We start from the raw sequence: 22,866 nt of genomic DNA on the forward strand, positions 1-22,866 counted from the left end.
CTGAAGTACGTGGCCGACAGCGAGTGGGGGTCGAGGAGGTATCTGGACGTGTCGCTGCTGGACGAGTGATCATGCCGACGGCTGGCGGTCGCCTGCTGGAATTTGCGCAAGATTATTGACAGTACCGGAGGCATGCCAACCTCGAACCCCCGCCAAGCAAGAGTTTCTCCATCCCCACGCACGAGAGTATTATCCGCAGAAACATAGCTCGCGAGAGTACAATAATAGTCTTGTGCAAGATCAACCTTAAAAGACTTGCTCACATAATCCTTATTTTCAAGAGTATATTTTGTGCTCCATCCGTAGGTAAGCTTACCATCGACTACGTTGCCAGGATTCTCCCCGTTTAGTAATTTGTCAATTTCGCCTTCGCCCATACCAGTAAGGAAGAAGTCGCCCGAGGGAACATTCTTACCAGAAGAAACAACAGACGCAGGAACATTGAACCGCAGCACCGTATTCAAAGGATAGCTCGTTCCCGAAGCAGTGTTCTTGAACACTGCGGCGCTGCTTTCCAGCTGGCCTGCACTGGTTGTTTCCTTCTCTCCGATAATAATTTTCGCATGAGGGCAGCCAGCAACGCCTCCACCCAGACCAGCAGCGCTGTTGTTCGTAATAAGGGCAGAGGGAATCATCAAGGTGCCATTATTGTTGATATAAATGCCACCGCCGCCCCAGTCGGTAGTAGTCTCTGTTTCATTGTTAATGATGGAACCACCAGTTATCTTGGTGTCTTTTGCGTCAGTAAAAATTCCGCCGCCTTCATGGGCACGCAAAGGACCATCGGAGTCATCCGTTTTATCGGGGTCTTTTGCTTTGTTACTGGAGATCTCGCCGCCCGTCATTTCGAAGTGACAACCATTCCACACGAATACACCGCCACCAGCGCCCGCTTCGTTCTTGGTGATGGCGCCGCTGTGCATGATGAAGCTAGCCCCGTCGTTCACAAAAACGCCGCCGCCTACCGTGCCTGCGCCGTTGTTGAAGTTACCAGGGCTCTCCGATCCTTTGCCACCTGTAACGGTTGGTCCTACACCGTTTTCTGTGCCGAGAATGACCTTGCTGTTAGAACCAACTATCGCTATGACAGAACTGATACCCGATCCCTGGATTGTGCCTGCCCCCACAATGGACAGCGTAGCGCCGCTGGTCACTCTGATGTCGCTGTGAAGCGTGCCATTGACGGTGAGGGTGTAGGCTCCATTCCCGCTGAAGGTCAGAGGGCTAGAGGTGTTGGTCACGTCGCCTTCAATGGTATGCGATTCGTTGTTGGCCAACGCCGTGGAAGTCGTATCCGCGGGAGTTTCGGCGCCTGCGTCGGGATTCTCCTCGGGGAGCGCCGTCGCCATGATCCCGGCCTCTTCGCCTGCAGGCGGCTCTTCCCCATCGAGAGTTGCACCGTCTAAAACGTTTTCTTCTGAGAGGACCCCCTCCTCTTCACCTTCAGCATTTTCCGCACCTTCGGCGCCTTCCAGATCGTCCGTATCTTCGACGGATTCTTCCGTGCCCGTGTCGGCTAGGACGTCGTCCTTGGAGCCGTAGGCGATGTTGATCTGGGGGACAAGGGCGACGATCAGTAGGATCAACAGGGCGATTCCCAAGAATTTGATGATCGATTTGTTCTGCAGCAACTTGGTCATGTCGTCCTCCTCCCTTTAAGCGTTCATCGAATCGGTTGCGGTTTGCTCGTTCTTTTTGCGGCGACGCATCCACCAGTAGATGCCAAGGCCGGCGACCACGAGAACGATAGCGCCCGTGGCTACGACCAGCGCCATGCCCGAGCCGGAGGTCGCCACGTCCTGGGCGAGGCCGGAGTACAGCGGGTTCTCGTCGTCGACGATAGCGCGCTCAGTACCGGTGTCCTGGCCGCCAAGCGTCGCCAGCGGATTGTCATCGTCGTTGATGACCGCGGCGGCATCGCCTGTGCCCACACCGGCATCAACCGTTGCCGGCGCCGTAGCATCGGCAGCGGCTCCTTCCGCAGCGGGGGCGGCAGCAACCGGAGCGGCCGTCATCACTGTGGTGCCCGGCACCGTCACCACGCGCTCGGTGTCGACGATCTGCGTGCGGCGAATAGTGATCTGCGCGCTGAGCTCGTCGTTCACATCGCGGTAGTAAATGGTGTAGGTACGCGCCGGTGAGAAGTAGGCATGGCGGATGGCCGTTTCCTGACCCGCCAGACGCACGTAGGTGTCATCGCCGAGCGCGAACTGCTCCTCGCCGAGGATGTTCACGAAGTCGTTCGTTTCGGGATCGATGGTGATGGTCTCACTGCGGAGAATCTGGCTGTTGGCGATGTTCATGTACTGCATGTACTGCACGGTGATGTCGTAGGTATCGCCCGGCGTGTAGTCCTCCGGCACGTAGTAGACGTACTGGAGCACGTCGGTGCCCTTTTCCAGATCTTCCCACGCGTAGGTGATGGGCTCCATATTGCCAGACCACGGCACCAGACCGTTCTTCGGGGCCGGGGTGTAGGTGGCCGTCTGCTCCGGGGTGACTTCGTAGTGGATCTTATCGATAAGAGCACCCGTCTCACCGTTGATTTCCATCACGGTGAGGTTGACCTTCTTCGTAGTGGCCTGCGAGACGTACTTCGCCGTTACCGTGCGGCCGGCCGGATACTCGCCCGCTTCGAAGGCGACGACGGGATTGCCCTGCTGGGTCTCCGCCGAGCGGGCCCCAATGGCCACATTGTCGTCCGTCGCATTGGTCTCGATGGTCCAAGAATCCAGCGTGTAGTAGTTGACGCCCCACTGTCCCTTGTCGCGGTCGGTGGTAGGCGCATCCGCTGCATTCGTGACAGCGCTCATCGAAAAGGAGTTCGGCAGGGTGTATTGGTAGCCCTTGCCCTTCACATCTACGCTGTCGGTCCACAACGTATTGCCGTTATCGTCCACATAGTTAATGGTGACCTGATAGGCGCCGGCTTCGGTGTTCTTCACTTCCATAACGCGAATCTGCTTCGTGGCCTGCTCGGGCGTCAGCATGATGGTGGAGCCGGTGAGACGCTGGATGACGCGATAATAATGCGTGGTCTCCTGGCCGGCCTCATCGGTAGTCGTCTTGAAGAAAGACTTCTTGATAGCAACCTCTTTGCCTTCGCCGAGGTTTTCCACGATTTCCGTTTCGATGATGTTGCCATCGACATCGACGTACTTGACGGCGCCGGAGATGGCGGCAGCGTCAACTTGCTCGTAGGTGACGACGAGGCGCTGGCCATGAGTGGTGTCAGCGGCCTGCACCTCGGCTTTGGGCTCGCCATCCTTGGTGGTTTCCGCGCTTTGGAAGACAATGGGGATGTCGCCCGTGAGGTTCTTATAGTAGCTGGCACCAGCGCCGACCGTTTCCGCGAACTTGTCGTTTTTGGGATCGATCGTGCGAATGCCGAGCACCTTCCACTCATCCTCATTCGGCACGGCGGGGTCGTTGACAAGCTTCGCGTAGATGGGGCAAATAGTGCCCGCGTACAACGGGTCACCGCCGCGCTTCGCGTCGAACACTTTCACGGTATAGGCAGGGAAATTGTTCGGGTCGCCAAACACGTCATGCAACGATTGCGGCACCGAGGCTGGGGCCTCGGCATCCTGAGCCGCCGGAGCCGGCTGTGCAATCTTCAGCGCGACAATTTGGGCGATGCGAGAGGAGTTGGCATCGCCAGCGTAGTCGGGCGCGGAAGTGTCGGCATCCTTTGCCTCGGGATCGGTATCCTGCGTCTCGGGAATAGCGTAGGCGAAACGCGGCGCGATGGTTTTGCCGTCTTTCTCAACCTCTATATAGATGGTCTTCCCCGCGCCGTTTTCCACGCGGAAGAGATCCCACATACCATCTTCAGCTGTGGGGGTCATGAAATCGATGCCGTGAATTTCGCCGCTCTTGACCGGGTCGACTACAGGAGCGGCAGGAGCTTCTGCCGCATCACCATTCGAAGGGTCATCGGCAAAGGCCTGGGCAACGAAAGAAAGACTCGCTGCCGGAAAAGCCAACGTAGCTGCAAGAGTAAAGGCTAGAAGGCTTCGGCCGAAAATTCTCTTTTCAGCGAGACCCCCCCCCATGACCGATTTCCTCATTTGTGTCTCCTCTGCTGCTCGCGATCGCCTCTGGTGCTATATGCACCTATACGCGCGCGAAGCGGGGGCTTCGGGCGCGTCGGCGATCCTCTTCTCCTCGTTGATTGCGAAGAGCCGCCTCTCTTCGTCAGCTGATTCGCAATCCTGCTCTCTTGCTTGCTATTTTAGACGGCTCATCAGGCTATTGTCTACCCGTCAAATCATCTTTTAGCAAGCTAGCTCTCTGTCAATGCTAAGGATCACTTTATTGATCTGAGATTTTTTGTCTACTGCCAAAAATGACAACAAATGAGACAATTATGGCTTCTCTTCAAATTGCAAGGCTTTGACCTGGTGATTCTTCGCTATTTCACAGAGACCCCGAAAGAAGATGACTAGGTAAATGACAGGGTAATGACTATATTAAAACGCCCTGCAAGGAGTCAATCTGTGGCAAACAATAACTACTTTTCAACGAATGGCACTCAGCTAAGCGAGTGGCAATGCGTTAGGGATGACTCATGTCCCCTTCCTTGCTTCTACTTCCCTTAACAGGCAGCTACAAAAAGACGAACACCCAAAGGTGTTCGTCTGATTCGTTTATGGTGGAGCATAGGGGGATCGAACCCCTGACCTCAGGCTTGCAAAGCCCGCGCTCTCCCAGCTGAGCTAATGCCCCATGGCATGCACTAGCAGCCATCACTTTGCTCGTTCGGGGTTTCGACAGTTTAAGGAAAATCGGCCGATTCTGGCCCGAAATATAATAAACGCTCCACCGGCTAACTCGGCTCACGGTGGAGCGTTTATCGCAAAGTAATGGTGGGCCCGAATGGATTTGAACCAGCGACCTCACGCTTATCAGGCGTGCGCTCTAACCAACTGAGCTACGGGCCCTTGAAAAAGTGCTTGACTATCTTAAGCCTGTTTCATAGATGAGGTCAAGGAAAATTTTTCCGATTTCCAAAACGTACACGACACGCCGCGAACGGCACGAGTAGTATCCTTTTAATCAGAATATGAATTATTTCACCTTCCGTGACAGTATCCTCCCTTTCGATGTGCGAAAAGCGACTTATACAGACATTCGAAACTCCAGGATGCAAGAATTTTGACTTATACAGGCAAACCTACTCCTTGTTTTATTTCGGAAATGCCTGTATAAGTCGCTTTTCGCGTCCTGGACTCAATGTTTTTGTCACCGGAAGATGGGCTTAAGCGGTTAAACATTCCAAAAGTTTAAATAAGCTTGGTTCAATAATGAGACAATAGACATCAAACATAGAAAACTCAATCTGCAATCATGTTCTCATCGAACTAGAGTAAAGGACAAAGCATGGTTCCGTTGAAAGTGTTGACATTGGTGGTGGCGGGGCAGAACCAGCCGTCCGTGCTGGTGCTGCAACCCGTAGAGGAGACACCAGCGGGGAAGGCGCGCATTGTGCCCATTTGGATTGGCCCCACCGAGGCGGCACAAATCGGGATGGCACTGGAGCATGTGAAGTTCGCGCGGCCCATGACCCATGACCTCATGCTAGATGCGCTCACCAATTTGGATGCGCGCGTCGATTCCATGGTGATTTACGGATCGAAGGGGCAGATGTTCTTCGCGCACCTGGTTCTTTCCCAGGGAGGACGACTCATCACCTTAGACGCCCGGCCGAGCGACGCCATTGCCCTGGCGCTTCGGCAAGATGCGCCGCTCTATATTGAAGAGACGGTACTTGACGCTTCTTCGTTCCCGTTTCTCTTCAAGGGTGAGAAGCAGACGGAAGAGGAACTGGCGGCGTTCAAGACATTTCTCGACCATATATCCCCCGAGGATTTCGGAGATATCGAACAGCTTTAGTTTTCTTTCTTCTGTGATAATATAACTGAACCAGCAAAGTCCGTGTGCGGGCGGGGCCTACTACAAAGGAGGTTTCGCCTATGAATGAATTCCTGATTGCTTTGGCCGCCATGGCCAACGTGGTGACAGCTTTGCTATCACTGTGGCGGGAGTATAAGCACCAACGGATGGAGAGGATAGACAAGAGGGACTAGCAGCAACTAGTCCCTCAAGTTGTTAACCCGCTCCGCCCGCTCAACCGTTAACCAAACGACGGGCTTTGCTGGTGTTTCTACTATAGCACGTTTTCTAACGTTTTGCTACTCTTCCGTCGCTTCTCCCTCGTCGCCCAGATCGTCGTCGAGGTCGTCGAGGTCGTCGATGGCGAGAGTGCCTTCCTCACTCTCTTCCTCGAGCAGACCCATCTGGTTCTCATCGGCGGGAGCCGCCTTCTTGGTCTTCTTCTTGCCGGTGGAGGCGATGGCCACCGCGCACACCTTGTCCTTGTCGGCGACGTTCATCACCTTCACGCCCTGGGTGGAACGGCCGAGCTCGGAGATGCCCTTCACCGGGGTGCGCACAATGACGCCGTCCTCGGAGACAATCATGATCTCGTCATCGGCGCCGACGATCTTCATGACCGACAGCAGGCCCTTCTTGTGGGTCATCGTAATGGTGTAGACGCCCTGGCCGCCGCGATGATGCTCGGGGTATTCCTCGATCTTCGTGCGCTTGCCGTAGCCCTTTTCGGTGATGACGAACAGGTCAGTGCCGGGCTTGGCAATTTCCATGCCGAGCACGTGAGCGTCGGCGGGCACGTTCATGCCGCGCACGCCCATGGTGCCGCGGCCCATGGCGCGGGCCTCCGACTCATCCCACAGAATGGCCTTGCCGGCGCTGGACACCATGATGACCTTCTCGCCCTTGGCCACGCGCTTCACGGAAATGAGCTCGTCGCCGTCCTTCAGGTTGATGGCGATGAGGCCGTCGCGGCGCGTACGGTCGTACTGGTCCATGGAGGTCTTCTTCACGTTGCCCTGAGCCGTGGCGAACATGAGGAACTCCTCGGCCGGGAAGTCCTTCGTGGCGATGACGGCCGAGATGGACTCGCCCTTCTCCAGCGGCAGCAGGTTCACGATGGCCGTGCCGCGGGCATGGCGGCCGGCCTCGGGGATCTCGTACACCTTCAGGCGGTAAACCTTGCCCTTGGTGGAGAAGAACAGCATGTAGGAGTGCGTGGAAGCTACGAACAGGTGCTCCACGAAGTCGGCGTCTTTCAAGTTCACGCCCTGCATGCCCTTGCCGCCGCGCTTCTGCTGGCGGTAGGTGCTCACGGGCAGGCGCTTGATGTAGCCGGCCTTGGTCATGGTGACGACCATGTTCTCCTCGGCAATGAGGTCTTCCACCTCGATATCCTTGGCCTCGCCGGTCAGGCGGGTGCGGCGCGGGGTGTTGTACTTCTTCTTGATCTCCTGCAACTCTTCCTTGATGACCTGCTTCAACAGGTTCTCGTCGGCAAGGATCTGCTTGTAGTAGGCGATCTTCTCACGCAGCTCGGCCAGCTCTTCCTCGATCTTGGTGCGCTCCAGACCGGTCAGACGGCGCAGGCGCATTTCCAGGATGGCGTTGGTCTGCTTCTCGGAAAGGCCGAAGCGCTCGGTGAGGCGCGCGGCGGCTTCCTTGTCCGTCTCGGAGGAGCGGATGATGTGGATGACCTCGTCGATGTTATCGAGCGCAATGATATAGCCTTCGAGGATGTGCTCGCGCTCCTCGGCCTTGGCCAGCTCGTAGCGGGTGCGACGGGTGACGACGTCTTTCTGGTGCTCGATGTAGTAGAAGAGAATTTCCTTCAGCGAGAGCACGCGCGGGGTGCCGTTCACCAGGGCCAGCATATTGCAGCCGAAGCCCACCTGCAGCTGGGTGTGCTTGAACAGCTTGTTCAGCACCACCTGCGGGATGGCGTTGGACTTCAGATCGATGATGATGTCGATGCCCTTGCGGTCGGCGGCGTCGTGGATGTTGCTGATTTCGGGCAGCTTCTTGTCGCGCACCAGCTCGCCGAGCTTCTCCAGCAGGCGCTTGCGGTTCACCTGGTAGGGAATTTCCTTCACCACAATGGAGGCACGGCCGTTCTTCTTTTCCTCGATCTCGCATTTCGCGCGGATGGTGAGGTTGCCGTGGCCGGTCTCGTAGGCGTCCAGAATGCCCTTCTTGCCCATGACGAGGCCGCCCGTGGGGAAGTCGGGGCCGGGCATGGCGGTGAGCAGGTCCTCCGTCGTGCAATCCGGGTTATCGATCATGAGGCAGGTGGCGTCGATGGCCTCGCCCAGGTTGTGGGGCGGGATGTTGGTGGCCATGCCGACGGCGATGCCGTTCGAGCCGTTGACCAACAGGTTCGGGAAGCGCGACGGCAGCACCGTAGGCTCCTGCAGCGACTCGTCGTAGTTGGGCTGGAAGTCGACCGTCTCCTTGTCCAGGTCGCGCAGAAGTTCCATAGCCGGCTTGTCGAGGCGCGCCTCGGTGTAACGCATGGCAGCGGCGGAGTCGCCGTCGATGGAGCCGAAGTTGCCGTGGCCGTCGATGAGAGGCAGGCGCAGGCTGAAGGGCTGGGCCAGGCGCACCATGGTGTCGTACACGGCGGAGTCGCCATGGGGATGGTACTTGCCGATCACGTCGCCGACGGTACGGGCTGACTTCATGTGCGGCTTGTTCGGCGTGTAGCCGGACTCGTTCATGGCGTACAGGATGCGGCGATGCACCGGCTTCAAGCCGTCGCGCACATCGGGCAGGGCACGGGAGACAATGACGGACATGGAATACTCGAGGAAGGAGGTCTGCATCTCCTTGCCGAGAAACGCGGCGCGCACGATGGTGCCCTCGCCGCCGTTGGCGCCCTCGATGATGGAGCCGTGGGGATTGGGCATGTCCACCATCAACGAGCGGGCTCGCTCTTCCTCGGAGATGAAGCCGGGTTCGTTGCCATCCTCGTCGGCGTCTTCCACGTCTTCTTCTTCATCGAGGGTGGAGCTGGCACTGGCGAGTTCCGCGTCGTCGTCGCCCTCATCGTCGGTGTTCACTTCCTCGGCCAGGTACAGGGCGTCCTCCTCGGCGGCCTCTACCTCGTCGCGGTCGTCGTCGAATTCGTCAAAGTTATCAGCCATTTAGCTCTCCTAAATATCCAGGAAGCGGACGTCGCGGGCGTGTTTCTGGATGAATTCCTTGCGAGGCTCCACCTGCTCGCCCATAAGCTCGCTCACCACGCGCTCTGCCTCCACGGCATCGTCGATGTTCACCTGCAGAAGCGTGCGGGTTGCCGGCTCCATAGTGGTTTCCCACAGCTGCTCGGGGTCCATCTCGCCGAGGCCCTTGTAGCGCTGAACATCGAACTTGCTGGGGTCGTCGTACTCGGCCAGGGTGGCGGACAGCGCCTTCTCGTCGTAGATGTAACGCTCGACCTTCGGGCTGCGGGAATTCTTCTTCTTCAGGCCGAAGATAGGCGGCTGGGCGATGTAGATGTAGCCGAGGTTGATGAGCTCGGGCATATAGCGGTAGAAGAACGTCAGCAAGAGGCAGCGGATGTGCGCGCCGTCGACGTCGGCATCGGTCATGATGATGATGCGATGGTAGCGGGCCTTCTCGGCGTCGAAGTCCTCGCCGATGTTGGTGCCGATCGCGGTAATGAGCGAGCTGATGGTGTCGGAGGACAGCGAGCGGTGCAGGCCGGCACGCTCCACGTTCAGAATCTTACCGCGCAGAGGCAGGATGGCCTGGAACTTGCGGTCGCGGGCCTGCTTGGCCGAACCGCCTGCGGAATCGCCCTCTACAATGAAGATTTCGGACTGGGAGGCGTCCTTGCTGGCGCAGTCGGCGAGCTTGCCGGGCATGCTGAACGAGTCGAGCACGTTCTTGCGACGGGTCATCTCGCGAGCCTTGCGAGCAGCCTCGCGGGCCTTCAGCGCCTGGGTGGCCTTGCCGATGATGCGCTTGGCCGGCGTGGGGTTCTCCTCCAGGTATTCGCCGAGGCCCTGGGCGACGGCGTTTTGCACCAGCGGGCGGATCTCGGTGTTGCCGAGCTTCGTCTTGGTCTGGCCCTCGAACTGCGGGTCATGCAGTTTCACGGAGATGATGGCGGCCAGACCCTCGCGGGCGTCCTCGCCGGAGAGGTTCGGATCCTTCTCCTTCAGAAGGCCCTTCGAGCGGGCGTAATCGTTGATGGTACGCGTAATAGCCTGCTTGAAGCCGTCCATATGCGTGCCGCCCTCATGGGTGTTGATATTGTTGGCAAAGGCCATGACGGAGTTGGTGGAATAGGAGCTGGACCACTGCAGGGCCACTTCCACGGTGCCGTCGGCGTTCTCGGCCTCGAAGTAGATGGGCTTGTTCAGGGTTTCCTTGCCGTCGTTCAAGAACTTCACGAAGTCGACGATGCCGCCCATGGCCTGGAAAACCTCGGTGCGGGGGTTGCCGTCGGCGTCAGTGATGCGCTCGTCGGTGAGGATGATCTTCAAGCCGCGGTTCAGGAAGGCCATCTCGCGGAAACGGGCGGCCAGAGTGTCGTAGTCGTACACCGTGGTCTCGGTGAAGATGTCGGGGTCGGGCCAGAACGTGACCGTGGTGCCCGTGTGCTTTGCCTTACCGATCTCGTGCAGCTTGGTTTTGGTCTTGCCGTGATCGAAATCGATCTCGTATTCCTTGCCATCGCGGCGCACCTGCACTTCCACCTTCGTGGAAAGGGCGTTCACAACGGAAACGCCGACGCCATGCAAACCGCCGGAAACCTTGTAGCCTTCACCGCCGAATTTGCCGCCGGCGTGCAGAATGGTGAGCACGACCTCGACGGTGGGGATCTTCTCCTTGGGATGCTTGTCCACGGGAATACCGCGGCCGTTGTCCTCGCAGGAGATGGAATTGTCGGGATGGATGGTCACCTTGATGGTATCGCAGTACCCGGCCAGGGCCTCGTCCACGGAGTTGTCGACCACCTCGTAAACCAGGTGGTGCAGACCGCGGGGGCCGGTGGAGCCGATGTACATGCCCGGGCGTTTGCGAACAGCTTCAAGTCCTTCTAGAACTTGAATGTCAGAACCGTCGTAGTGATCTGGTTTGTTTGCCACTGACACTCCTTCGCTCTCGGAACAAAAGAACGCGCCCAGATGCGGGCGCCGAATGAGTGTCAATTATAGCATGTGAAAATCGCATTTCGGCTGAAAGTCGCGGAATGGGGCTATTTTAAGGCTGTTTGAGGGCCTATGTTGCGGTTCGGTGAAGACTTTGCCAGGAATTGTGGAAAACAGGGCTTAAATCAAGCGAGAAATGCACGGAGTTAATACTTTGGGGACTCAAATGGGGCAATCCTGCGGTTTTGGCGGTTCACACCAACGGCAAGTGGATAACATTGCTCTTGTTCAACATGGTCTCATTGAAGTAATCGATGTTCGCTGTGGTGATAAAGGTCTGACTACCGCCTTCCATAGCGGTTACCAGCGCATCGCGTCGTCGGCCGTCCAGCTCGCTCATCACATCGTCAAGAAGGAGCACCGGCTTCTGGTCGATGATCTCCTCGATGACGGCCGCTTCAGCCAGTTTATACGAGAGAACAATAGAGCGCTGCTGTCCCTGACTTCCGTAGATTGAGGCGTTTTCCCCATCGAGAGTGAATACGATTTCATCGCTATGAGGTCCCACCACTGCCCGGCCGCGCCCCCGCTCTTCCTCCGCGCGCTCATGAAGCGCGCGGGCCAACGCCTCGCGGGCTTCGTCGCGGGTAAGGGGCTCAACTGTTTCCTCTGGCGCTCCTTTTCCCCACGAGGGAACATAGACGGCGTTCAAACAATCGCGTCCTTGAGAAATCTCCTGGTACTTTGCAGTCAGATGAGGGAGCAGCCGCTCAAACAACGCGATGCGATAGATCGTGAGCTGAGCTCCCACCGTGACGATCATCTCATTGATGGCCTCCACAAGAGCGTCATCGGCCTCCTCTTTGAGAAGGCGATTCTTGTGGCGAATCACCTTCTCGTAATCACGCCGTACCGTGTAGTAGCTTTTATTTACCTGAGCACCCAAGGTGTCCAACGATGACCGCCGCCCGCTGTTCGGCCCTTTTACCAAATCGAGATCATCAGGCGTAAAAACGACCGAGGGAATGAGTCCTTTCAAATCGATCGGCCGTTTCGCCTTCCCATTGAGCCGATACTTACGCGTACGACCATCAAGCGTGAGGTCGATATCAAGGCGCCGATTGCCATCAGTTGCCTGCATGGACACGCGACTATGCTCCTCGCCGTGGCGAATCAGCTGATCAGCCGTACCATGTCGGAACGACGTGAGCGCCGTAAGCAGCTGGATGGCCTCGATGAGGTTCGTTTTGCCAACAGCGTTCTCCCCCACAAGTACGGTGATGTCCCCAAGCTCGTTTAGAGCCGCATCCTCGTAGTTGCGAAAATTCCGCAAAGAGAGGCTTTCAATACGCAGGGTCATTTAGGAGATGCGCACAGGCATGACGAGGTAGAGGAAGTTTTCCGGCTCAAGCGCGCGGAAGATGCCCGGCTTCAACGCCGATTGCACTTCAAGATACACCTCGGCGGTGGCAATGGATCCGAGGCCATCCAACACATAGGCATAGTTGAAAGCGATTTCCACATCTTCACCCTCGATAGCGCAAGAGATGATCTCCTGCGCGCTGCCCACATCCTGAGATGCTGCGGAAATCTGCACCGTTTGGGAGGCGTTGTTCAAATCGAAGCGCACGGGCGATGAAGTAGAGCCAAGCAGGGAGGCGCGCCGAACACTGGCCACGAGCTTATCCACCTCGATGGTAGCGCGAGTAGCGTAGCCGTCGGGGAGCAGCTGCTTGTAATTGGGGAAGTTGCCCTCAATGCGGCGGTTGATAAACACCGTGTCCTCGCAGGTCACGACGATCTGATTGTCAGCCAAGGCCAGAGACACCGGCGACTCCGTTTTCGGCAACGACGCGATTTCCGATAGAAAGCTGCCCGAGATGACCGCGTGGAACTCATCGGCCGAGGAGTTCGGCAGAGGAGCATCCGTGATGGCGAGACGATAGGAGTCGGTGGCCACCATGCGCAGCACGCCGGCCTCCAGGGTGATGAGGACGCCCGTGAGAATAGCGCGAGACTCATCTTTGGATACGACGCGAGAAACACGCTTGACCATAGTGGAAAACTGATGGAAGGGAATTTCTATCTTCTGGTGAACGTCCACACGGGGAAAACCGGGGAAATCCTCAGCGTTCAAGGCGCGGATAGAGAACGAAGACGTGTCGCAGGTGACGAAAGCCTGCTCATCGGTAGCCTCGACATGGACTGCAGCATCGGGAAGGTTTTTCACAATCTCCGAGAACAGCTTACCGGGCACCACCGTGCGGCCTTCCTCCTCAACGAGCGCGGCCACGGAGTATTGAATGGAGAGCTCCAAGTCGGTGGCTTGGAGGATGATTTTGTCGCCAGCGGCCTCGATGAGGATACCGGACAAGACAGGGAGCGTCGATCGAGTGGAAACCCCTTTGAGGACAATGGACAGGGCGTTGGCAAGCTCGGTGCGATTGATACTGAATTTCAAGGGATGCCTCTCTTCGTAATGGCCTGAGCTGAAACAGAAGATATCGTGCGGGTATTATAACGCCGGAAAACAGGGAAACGGAGAGGCCGCGCAGAGTTGTCTGACTAATGGTTGATTAGTTTTACACCCTTTTCTCGCTCCGCTAGTGGAAAAAGTGGATAACTTCCTCTTTCCCCAGCGCAAGCAGTGGATAACCGTCCTTTTCACTGAGTGGATATCGAAGGTAAAGATGGTTGACAGTTTTAGCTAACAATTCACTGTCGATTTTTCTTTTCAAAAACGACGCGTTGAACTGGGGTTTTGTAAATTATGTCAGGGTAATTCTCTTTAAACGCACCTATGTTCGAACAAGATCGTGCTTGATGGGAATTTTCTTCTCAAAGGCATGGGAAGCAGCTGAGAAGGGTTATCGAGAGCCTCTGTCAAGGTTTTTGGGCAAAGTTTTTCACTTTTTCCTCTTTGAATGACAGCCGTTAGGAATTCTCGAATTCCGAGTTTTCCACTTTTACTGAATATTTGGTTGATAAGTCGGAATTCTTCAGAAAATCGCAGGTAGTTCAGTTTCGGTTTTCCACTTTTACTGAACAAACAGTGAATTACTCATCACTGGTTATGAAATGCGCAGGTAGATACCTTGTAAAATGATGAAACACGTTACAATATCCTGAAAAATTCTTGAAACGACGAATTGAACGGCGAACAAAACGGAATGATCTTGGAAACCATGGAACAACATACTTCTCTTCACGACGAAGCTCCCCAGGGGGCTTCCTTCGACTATTCCTTCGTCGACACCGTGGGGCGCATCGCTCTCTACGACGACCTGCGTAGCGCACCACGGGTTGCGGAGATAAAGCCCGCCGACACGGCGGCTTATATCGAGGCGCTCGCCTCCACGGTGTACGAACAGTCCCATGGCGCAGGGGGAACCATCCCTTACACCGTTATTCGGGAGGTTTCCGAAAATTTCATCCATGCGCGCTTCAAAGAGGTGGTGGTCTCCATTCTCGACAAAGGGAACACCATCCGCTTCGCCGATCATGGCCCCGGCATCCCCTCGAAAGAAAAAGCCCAAATGCCAGGGTTTTCTTCTGCCGTCGAGCCTATGAAAAACTATATTCGGGGCGTCGGGTCGGGCCTTCCCATTGTGCGGGAGTACCTCGAATCGTCCCATGGCACCATTACTATCGAGGACAATCTGGGGACCGGCGCCGTCGTCACCGTCAGCTTGGTGCGTGAAGAAGACGATCCTCTGGACGACTGGGACGAAACCGACGTGCTGAGCAGCAAGGGAGAGTATATCCCAAGTTCGTCCTACGCTTCGGAAACCGCCGTGGTTCATCAGCCCTACGCAGCGCCCCTCGCAGCCGGCACCGAACCCTATCCCTCCAATCCAGCCGGAATCTATCCCTCCATGGGCTCATCCAGCGCACCAGGGGCGACTCCCTACCCACCCGCCTACGCGCCGCAAGGCTACAGCGCAGTACCCGCGGCTCCAGCTCCCGTACCGGCTCCCTCTTACGGAGCCCCTTACCAGGGATATCCGAGCTACGGGGCCTATGGAGCCGCCCCAACCGCCTATCCGGCCTACGGAGCAGCGCCAGCACCGGCGGCGTATCCGGGTTACCCGAGTGCCGTCATGCCGGCGCCCGCCCTCTCCGAACGCGAGCGAATATTCCTGAAGCTTCTCCTTAAAGAAGGAACCCTCCGGAACAAGGATTTCAGCGACCTGACCGAGACGCCGGCCTCCACCACCAACACCACCCTCAATCGGCTGCGAGAGGCAGGTTTGGTGGAAATGGTCGGGAAACAGCGAGCCCTCACCCCTTACGGCCGACAGATCGCACAGGGTCTCTAAGACCCAAGCCTTGCCAATTTGCTAGAATTGCCCTGAAAGCGGAGAACCACGGCAAAAAACGCCGGCGGAAGGATGATGTATGGATAGCGAGACGCTCAACGAACAATGGGCGCGCATTTGCGCCCAGGTCAAAAGCTACCAGGATATCGACCCCTCCCAGGTTTCCGCCTTTTTCTCGCGGCTCGTCCCCCAGGCCATGAGCTATTCATTTCTCATGCTCACCGCCGACAACGACTTTATAAAGACATGGGTCGAGCAGCATTACACCGAGGTTATCGTACGCGCGCTGCGCGATCTCACCGGCGTCGTATTCGCGGTGGCCATCGCCGTCGACCCCACCCAAGAGCAGCGTAAAATCGCCGCTGCGGGCCAACCATCCCCAGCGGCGCCCCTTTCGGCGCCCGCCCAACCGATGCCGACGCCAACACCCGCGCAGCCAGCAGCATCGACGATGGAGTCTCTCCCTTCTCAGCCCATCGCAGCAGCTGCGCCCCCCTCACCGGCCTATGGTGCTCCCCTGTCTCAGGCGACCCCCTTCGAACCATCCGGCATGGTCGCCCATTCCCTTGCAGAGGACGTCGTGGTCGATCACTACGCGCCTCCCGCGCCCGCACCGCTCTCCCAGGAGCCGGTCGCCGAACGGGCTTCGAATCCCTCGTCTTCCCTCACGTTCGAGAACTTCGTTATCGGGGAATCGAACCGCATGGCCTACTCCATGGCCGTCGAAGTTGCAGAGTCCCCCGGACGGCTTCCCCTTAATCCCCTGTTCATTTACGGGAAGAGCGGCCTGGGCAAAACCCACCTCATGAGAGCCATTCAGAACTACATCGAGGAAACGCGTCCCTCGATGCGAACGGTCTATGTGGATGCTCAGGACTTTGTCTCGAAGTACTCAGAGGCCGGCGCCATCAAGGACCAGGAGAAGGTCAGCTTCCGCAACTTCCGCGCCTACTATGAGCAGGCGGACATCCTCCTCCTCGATGATGTCCAGCACCTTCAGGGCAAGAAGGAATCCATGAACATGCTTTTCCAGCTGTTCAACACGCTGACCAGCCAGGGCAAGCAGGTGGTGCTCTCCGCCGACCGCGCTCCCAAGAACATCCAATTCGACGAACGTCTGAAATCTCGCTTCTACAGCGGCGGCACCATCGATATCCAGCCGCCGGAAGTGGAAACCAAACTCGGCATCGTCAAATCCTTCACCGACGAGTTCAGCCGCAGCGAGGGCCTGGGAAACTTCACCCTCTCCGACGACATTCAAATGTACATCGCCGAGAACTCCGGGTCCAACATCCGCGAGCTCAAGGGCGCCGTGAATACCGTCATCTACCGCATGATCTACTGCGATCGCAGCGATATCTCCATCGATGAAGTGCGCGAGCTTCTAGCCAATCATTTCACCGGCGGCATGTCACGAAGCTTGACCGTGGAGGACATCCAGCGCGAAGTGGAGAACTTCTTCAAAGTGAGCCATAGCGACATGGTAGGCCCAAAGCGATCCCAATCCATTGTGAGACCGCGACAGATCGCCATCTACCTGTGCCGACAACTGCTCGACCTCCCCTACGGCGATATCGGCAAGAAATTCAATCGCGACCATTCGACCGCCATCCATTCGGCAACAAGTATCGAAGAGCGTTTGAAGACCGATCGCGATACCCAGGAAGAGATTGAGGTGCTGCAGAAGATCATCTGCGAGCTGGACTAGTTTGTTCACAAACTCTTGATAAGAAGGGAAAACCTGCGCATAACAGGGCGACTTTTCAACGACAACAGGAGAGAGCAGAGGATGGCCGCCAGCGCATGGTTCACAAGCGCGCTTGACAACTCACCAAGCAGTAAGTACGTTGCAAGCTCCCCACCTGCGGCTATGCCAGTTATCGACTAGTCCACTCGTCTTATTGAGACTACTATTTGAATTCTATTTTTAGAATCCCTCTTCAATGGGAACTACATTTTATTTCTGCACAGCCGTTACCTGTACTTCATGGTTCCACCTCCCTATCGCAACTCCCTTCGCAGCCATCTTCCTTATTCTTCTGTTCGCCCCGTTGACAGTACTTTTTTGCGTTGTATAATTCAAAAGCTACTCTTTAAACCATGAAAGGGAAAGAAACAATGAAACGCACCTATCAACCGAACAAACGCAAGCGCGCCAAGTGCCATGGCTTCCGTGCCCGTATGGCTACCAAGGGTGGTCGCGCTGTTCTCGCTTCCCGTCGTGCTAAGGGGCGCAAGCGTCTCACCGTCTAGGAGATCTTTAGGTGCAGACTATTAAATCCAGCACTGAAATCTCCCAGCTCTTCTCTACGGGGCATCGTCTTCATACGCCATACTTTACGGTTATTGTAGGCGCTCAGGACGACAAGCAGAGCAATTATGAGCGACACGGCCATTCCGGTCGTGTCGCTTTTATTGCGGGGAAGAAGTTGGGGAATGCCGTTTGGAGAAACCGCGCCAAGCGCCGCCTGCGAGCACTCTGCATGGAAATGGGTGGGCCGTGGGCCGGCTTTGACGTGATATTTCTGGCAAAATCAGGCCTCACCCGGGCTTCTTATAGTAAAGTGCTGAAAGCATGCGGAAATGTCGCTGAGCGCCTTGCCCAAGGCGAAGGGAAGAACACCGTTGAAGAAGCTACTCGTACGCATTAAGAGGATTCCGACTCTGGTCGCTATCGGTCTTATTATGTTTTACCGAATGGCTCTTTCACCCCTTCTCCCCCCTTCTTGCCGCTTCATTCCCACATGTTCCGAGTACGGACTCACCGCGTTCAAGCGATATGGGTTTTGCAAAGGGTTCGTGCTCACTGCAAAGAGGATACTGCGATGCCGCCCTGGCGGTCCGTGTGGGTACGATCCCGTTCCCTGAGTCGCTGGTGCATTTGGAAAGGTAAGCTATGTGGGATATCTTTAAAGACTGGATCTTCGACATCATCCAGTTCTTCTATAACTTCTGCCACGACTGGGGACTGGCGATCATCATCGTCACGATTATCTTTCGTATCATTGTCGCGCCCCTCATGCATAAGCAAGCGAAGTCCAATTATGCTATGCAGAAGGTGCAGCCGAAGATTCAGGCCCTGAAAGATCGTTTCCCCGATGATCCCACGCGTCAATCCCAGGAGATGCAGAAGATCTACGCGGAGATGAAGTTCAACCCGCTCGCTGGTTGTCTTCCGATGCTGCTCCAGATGCCGATCTTTATTGCTCTGTTCCAGGTGCTTCGCGAGATGGGCGATCGTATTGGCGAGGGCACGTATTCGTTCTACAACTTGGTTCCGAATCTCGTCACGACGCCCTCCCAGGCTTTCGGCGAGGGATTCGGAACATTTGTTCCCTATCTCATTCTCATGATTATCTTTGCTGGTGCTACCTTCCTTCCGATGGTCCTTCAGCAGTTGAAAACTGAAAACACCCAGCAGAAAAATCAGACGCTCATGATGGGCGCGATCATGTCTCTTATGATGCTTTGGATTTCCTGGGGTTCGCCGGCGGGTGTGTTGCTGTTCTGGGGCGCATCCTCCCTTATCGGTATCGGGCAGAACCAGTTGACGCTTGCGCGCTGCCGCGCTGCCGATCGGCGTAAAGAGGAGGAAGAAGCTCTCGTCGTCAAGCCGATCGAGGTTAACGTCACGCGCAAAGAGAAGAAGAAGCGTCCTAAGAAAAAGCGCTAGACCTTACTGATTTTAGGGAGTGTTTCACATGAAACACTCCCTTTGTACGTTCCGCGGCATCATTTCAACCGCGGTGTTTAAGGTTAGGAGCCTGTAATGACTGAAGAGTTCGAGGACATGATTGAAGAGGTAGAAGACGAGGTGGTGGAAGAATCTCAGTCTTCTGCGGATCCCATTAATACCGAAGAGGTTGTTGAAGAGGACGAGCTTATCGTGACGGACGAGATGCTCGATACCATTGCCGACACTGCTATCGCGGCACTCCAAGATATTCTCCAGTATTTCAATGTCGGCGAAGTGACTATTGATGAATACGAGGGTGACGAGGGCGAACTGATTCTTGATATCAGCGGCAAAGATATGGCTGTCCTTATTGGTCGTCATGGAAAAACTCTTGATGCGCTGCAATTCATTGTGTCGATGATAACGGTACGCACTATCGGTTTCCGTTATCCAGTTATTGTCGATGTTGAGGGCTACAAGAACCGCCAGCGCCAAAAGCTCGAGTCGATTGCGCACAGCTCCGCTAATCGAGCTGCTTCTCAGCACCGTAAAGTTGGATTGCGCCCGATGACCCCCTACGAGCGTCGGATTATCCACATTGCTTTGAGAGACGATGATCGCGTCGAGACCGTTTCTGAGGGGGAGGGTCCTTCCCGCCATGTGGTCGTGGTTCCTCTGTAAAAACTGTTCTAATACTTTCAATGTGCTGATGGGACGCGCAAAGCACGTCCCATTTCCTTTATTATGGACACGTTCGCCTATGGAAAGGAGTTGAGATGGCAGATGATCAGACGATGAGCTTGATGCAGTGCTATCTTGCTTCAATCCTTGAAGCAAACAAAGTTACGAATCTTACTCGCATTACTGATGGGGAACAGGCGCGTCTCCTTCATATAGAGGATTCGCTGGTAGGTTTGCCGGAGGTCAATGAAGCTCCTGACGGTCTCTATGGAGACCTTGGCTCAGGAGGGGGGTTCCCCGGCGTCCCTCTTGCGCTTGCGACAGGAAGAACGACCCTTCTCGTTGATTCGGTGAAGAAGAAAATGGCCATCGTCCAATCTGTCCTTGATGATCTTTCGTTGAGTGAGCAAATTTTCACATCGAGCGAACGCATCGAGGATCTTCCTCTGGAGTACAAGGAGAAATTCGCCGTCCTCACAGCTCGAGCTCTGTCTAAACTAGTTTCTCTTATAGAGCTTGCTTCGCCCCTTTTGAAAAAGGGCGGTCGGTTAGTCTGTTATAAAGCCCAGCTATCATCGGAAGAACTTGATGAAGCTCTTGCTGTGCAAGACCTTGTGGGTATGAGAATGATCTCTCAGCGTGAGATTTGCTTGAGCGATGGAGAGACCATGAGAACCATTGTAGTGTTTGAGAAAGTCGGCAAGTCACGCATCAAGCTTCCTCGAAGAATTGGCTTGGCTCAGAAACAGCCACTGCGTCCCCGTAGCTGAATGTAGTATGTGATCGTGTTTCACGTGAAACACGATCAATTTGAATCCTTCTGTCGAACATCGCCTGAACCAGCTTGAGGCGATGATATACTGTGCTCCAATCAAGGAAGGAGGTTCCTGTGGGATTCTTTGATGGTCTTAAACGAGACACAAAACAAGCCCGGACTGTCGAAGAGGTTGATCAACCTCAGACTCAGGAACAAGAAGTGGTAGCCGCTGAAGAGGAACTCGTTGACGATCCTGAAAATATTGAAGTGGTTGTCAGGGAGGTTGAGGATTACGCAGCTCCTGTGATTCCTCGAGAACCTTTGAAGAGCTATAAAGACAAAGCGCCGGTGCGTCATGTTGTCGGACAGACGAAGATTATTGCCATCATTAACCAAAAAGGTGGCGTAGGGAAGTCGACAACAGCGATCAACCTTGGGGCTGCACTGGGAGAGATGGGCAAACAGGTGCTTCTTGTCGATCTTGATCCTCAGGGAAATTGCTCCAGTGGCCTAGGCGTTGAGAAGAGTCTTATACAGCAGTGCATCTACGATGTTCTCCTTAACGATGTTCCTCTTGAAGAGGTAATTATTCCTGATATCGCCGAGGGATTAGACATTGCTCCGGCTACGATTAATCTTGCGGGGGCGGAAGTCGAGCTGGTCTCGGAAATGGCGCGAGAGAATCGCCTTAAGGATGCTGTGGGTAGCATGCGGGGCAAATATGATTTCATTCTCATCGACTGCCCGCCTTCTTTGGGTCTTTTAACAGTTAATGCTCTGGTGGCGGCTGATAAATTGCTTATTCCTATCCAATGCGAGTTCTATGCCTTGGAGGGTGTGACAAAACTTCTCGAATCAATGAAGCGTGTCAAATCTCGCCTTAATCCTACTCTGGATATCTACGGCATTCTTCTTACTATGTACGATAGCCGTACGACGCTCTCGAAGCAGGTTGTCGATGAAGTGCGTGAGTATTTTGGGCGCCTGGTGTTCGCCACGCCTATTCCTCGCACGGTTAAATTGTCGGAAGCTCCGAGTTTTGGGCAGCCGATTACCCAATACGATCCCAAGGGAAGAGGCGCTCTTTCCTATATTGAATTAGCGAAGGAAGTGATTGCACGTGGCTAAGCCCGAACGTCGTGGAGGACTCGGTCGAGGTCTGGGTTCCCTCCTCCCCGGTTCCTATGAATCACCTGCCCCTGTTTCCCCTGCGCCCGAGCGCCAGAGAGTGACAATTGAAGTAGATGAAGAGGCGGCGCGAGAGGCCCCTGTTTCCACACGGCCCGTACGGACGATGGTTGAGATAGAGGAAGAACCAGTTAAGGTCTCTGAACCCATTGTGCGAGAAGCCATCATTGAGGAATCGAGGACTGAGGAGGTTCCTGCACGGGGAACTGATGAGGTGGAGATTGATAGAATCGCCCCTAATCCTGATCAGCCGAGAACCCAATTTAAAAAAGAGGAAATAGAAGAACTCGCTGCTTCTATTGAAAAGGATGGTCTGCTCCAACCTATTCTTGTAAGGCAAATGGCCGATGGTACCTATCAGATCATTGCCGGTGAGCGCCGTTGGCAAGCCTCTAAGGCTGCTGGTCTTAAGAAGGTTCCCGTTCGTGTAAAAGAGGTTGATGACGACCAAGCCCTTGAGCTTGCGTTAATTGAAAATATCCAGCGCTCTGATTTGAACCCGATAGAAGAGGCGTACGGATACCGTCGGTTGATGGAGCGACGCTCGATGACTCAGGCGGAAGTGGCACAAGCAGTTTCCAAAGGTCGTTCGACTGTCGCCAATGCACTTCGACTTCTCGATCTTCCTGAAGAGGCTCAGCAGCTTCTGTTTGAGGAAAAGATCACGGCGGGCCATGCACGGGCCATTCTTTCAGTGCCCACAGCTGAAGGTCGTCTTTCCTTGACTCAGAAGATTATTGATAACGGTTTGAACGTACGCGAAGCAGAGAATCTTGCTCGCCTTATGTCAGGTAAAAAGGACGGCTCTGCCTCGACTCCTCGTGAGCCGATGCCTGCGGTTTACAAGTCTGTGGCGAAGACCTTACGCGAGACACTGAAGACTAACGTGCGTGTGAAATCGTCTAAAGGGAAGAACAAAATCGAGATTGAATTCAAAGATGAGGAAGATTTGCGGCGACTCTTCAGCGAGCTTGTTGGTGAGTAACTTTCGATAGCATTTAATGACTAAGAAAAGAGTCTGTTTCACGTGAAATAGACTCTTTTCTTTTGTTCAGGCTCGTGAGCCTGCACGGCGCGCGAAGCGCGGCGGGCAAAAAACCACCCGCTATGCGGGTGCGCGTCGAAGGTGTTAGCGCTACCGCAAAATCAGCCGAACGCGCCACTCTATCCCGCCGGCGGCGCCCCCGGTTCCCGGCCGGGGGCGCTACCGCACTTTGGCCGCCCGCGCTACCTCGGGCCGCCGCCCAGGGCGCG

17 protein-coding genes and 2 tRNA genes are annotated in these 22,866 nt (G+C 55.5%); 11 read left to right on the plus strand and 8 right to left on the minus strand.

Annotated elements, in window-relative coordinates:
• The 4 genes from NE591_RS11875 to NE591_RS11890 all read right to left on the minus strand — a co-directional run.
• Window positions 1–1,640 (minus strand): hypothetical protein (locus tag NE591_RS11875; protein ID WP_256156720.1); only part of this gene is annotated, 1,640 nt, incomplete at its 3' end.
• Window positions 1,641–1,655: 15 nt separating this feature from the next.
• Window positions 1,656–3,848, minus strand: coding sequence for a hypothetical protein (locus NE591_RS11880; protein ID WP_256156721.1), 2,193 nt, complete (start codon window positions 3,846–3,848; stop codon window positions 1,656–1,658).
• A gap of 804 nt (window positions 3,849–4,652) precedes the next feature.
• Window positions 4,653–4,728 (minus strand) — tRNA-Ala (locus tag NE591_RS11885).
• Between the two features lie 138 nt (window positions 4,729–4,866).
• Window positions 4,867–4,943: transfer RNA gene (locus NE591_RS11890), tRNA-Ile, on the minus strand.
• A 439-nt stretch (window positions 4,944–5,382) separates the two neighbouring features.
• Between NE591_RS11890 and NE591_RS11895 the strand changes: the two genes are divergently transcribed.
• Complete coding sequence (locus NE591_RS11895; RefSeq protein ID WP_161128181.1) at window positions 5,383–5,895, plus strand: bifunctional nuclease family protein; 513 nt, start codon at window positions 5,383–5,385, stop codon at window positions 5,893–5,895.
• 299 nt (window positions 5,896–6,194) lie between these two features.
• Here NE591_RS11895 and gyrA read toward each other — a convergent pair whose 3' ends face one another.
• From gyrA to dnaN, 4 genes are all read right to left on the minus strand, one after another.
• Complete coding sequence (gene gyrA, locus NE591_RS11900; protein ID WP_371130590.1) at window positions 6,195–8,798, minus strand: DNA gyrase subunit A; 2,604 nt, start codon at window positions 8,796–8,798, stop codon at window positions 6,195–6,197.
• A gap of 246 nt (window positions 8,799–9,044) precedes the next feature.
• On the minus strand, window positions 9,045–10,988 hold the full coding sequence (gyrB, locus tag NE591_RS11905) for a DNA topoisomerase (ATP-hydrolyzing) subunit B (protein ID WP_114549491.1): 1,944 nt from the start codon (window positions 10,986–10,988) through the stop codon (window positions 9,045–9,047).
• Between the two features lie 256 nt (window positions 10,989–11,244).
• Complete coding sequence (locus tag NE591_RS11910; RefSeq protein WP_114549492.1) at window positions 11,245–12,351, minus strand: DNA replication/repair protein RecF; 1,107 nt, start codon at window positions 12,349–12,351, stop codon at window positions 11,245–11,247.
• Window positions 12,352–13,452, minus strand: a complete 1,101-nt coding sequence (gene dnaN / locus NE591_RS11915; protein ID WP_114549493.1) for a DNA polymerase III subunit beta — start codon at window positions 13,450–13,452, stop codon at window positions 12,352–12,354. It lies immediately after the preceding gene.
• Between the two features lie 709 nt (window positions 13,453–14,161).
• Between dnaN and NE591_RS11920 the strand changes: the two genes are divergently transcribed.
• The 10 genes from NE591_RS11920 (at window position 14,162) to NE591_RS11965 (ending at window position 22,597) form a co-directional block, all read left to right on the plus strand.
• Window positions 14,162–15,310 carry an ATP-binding protein gene (locus NE591_RS11920; protein ID WP_371130591.1) on the plus strand — a complete coding sequence of 383 codons (1,149 nt, stop codon included), beginning with the start codon at window positions 14,162–14,164 and terminating at the stop codon, window positions 15,308–15,310.
• 79 nt (window positions 15,311–15,389) lie between these two features.
• On the plus strand, window positions 15,390–17,018 hold the full coding sequence (gene dnaA / locus NE591_RS11925; RefSeq protein ID WP_227070769.1) for a chromosomal replication initiator protein DnaA: 1,629 nt from the start codon (window positions 15,390–15,392) through the stop codon (window positions 17,016–17,018).
• Window positions 17,019–17,428: 410 nt separating this feature from the next.
• Complete coding sequence (gene rpmH, locus NE591_RS11930; RefSeq protein ID WP_022737978.1) at window positions 17,429–17,563, plus strand: 50S ribosomal protein L34; 135 nt, start codon at window positions 17,429–17,431, stop codon at window positions 17,561–17,563.
• Window positions 17,564–17,574: 11 nt separating this feature from the next.
• Window positions 17,575–17,961 (plus strand): ribonuclease P protein component, encoded by a 387-nt coding sequence (rnpA, locus tag NE591_RS11935; RefSeq protein WP_114538851.1) that lies wholly within the window; start codon window positions 17,575–17,577, stop codon window positions 17,959–17,961.
• A complete protein-coding gene (gene yidD / locus NE591_RS11940) occupies window positions 17,894–18,178 on the plus strand; it encodes a membrane protein insertion efficiency factor YidD (RefSeq protein ID WP_114538850.1) in 285 nt (94 codons plus the stop codon). Before rnpA ends, yidD begins: the two co-directional genes overlap by 68 nt.
• A 28-nt stretch (window positions 18,179–18,206) precedes the next feature.
• Window positions 18,207–18,983: a YidC/Oxa1 family membrane protein insertase gene (locus NE591_RS11945; protein WP_022737989.1), complete on the plus strand. Its 777-nt coding sequence runs from the start codon at window positions 18,207–18,209 to the stop codon at window positions 18,981–18,983.
• Window positions 18,984–19,079: 96 nt separating this feature from the next.
• Entirely contained in the window at window positions 19,080–19,667 is a 588-nt protein-coding gene (locus tag NE591_RS11950) for a R3H domain-containing nucleic acid-binding protein (RefSeq protein ID WP_114538848.1), read from the plus strand.
• 95 nt (window positions 19,668–19,762) lie between these two features.
• Complete coding sequence (rsmG, locus tag NE591_RS11955; RefSeq protein ID WP_114538847.1) at window positions 19,763–20,437, plus strand: 16S rRNA (guanine(527)-N(7))-methyltransferase RsmG; 675 nt, start codon at window positions 19,763–19,765, stop codon at window positions 20,435–20,437.
• 119 nt (window positions 20,438–20,556) lie between these two features.
• Window positions 20,557–21,552 (plus strand): ParA family protein, encoded by a 996-nt coding sequence (locus NE591_RS11960; RefSeq protein WP_321203150.1) that lies wholly within the window; start codon window positions 20,557–20,559, stop codon window positions 21,550–21,552.
• Window positions 21,545–22,597: a ParB/RepB/Spo0J family partition protein gene (locus NE591_RS11965; RefSeq protein WP_197745965.1), complete on the plus strand. Its 1,053-nt coding sequence runs from the start codon at window positions 21,545–21,547 to the stop codon at window positions 22,595–22,597. Before NE591_RS11960 ends, NE591_RS11965 begins: the two co-directional genes overlap by 8 nt.
• Window positions 22,598–22,866 lie beyond the last annotated feature (269 nt).

The sequence above is a fragment of the Adlercreutzia sp. DFI.6.23 genome (genome assembly GCF_024462535.1).
GTDB lineage: Bacteria > Actinomycetota > Coriobacteriia > Coriobacteriales > Eggerthellaceae > Adlercreutzia > Adlercreutzia rubneri.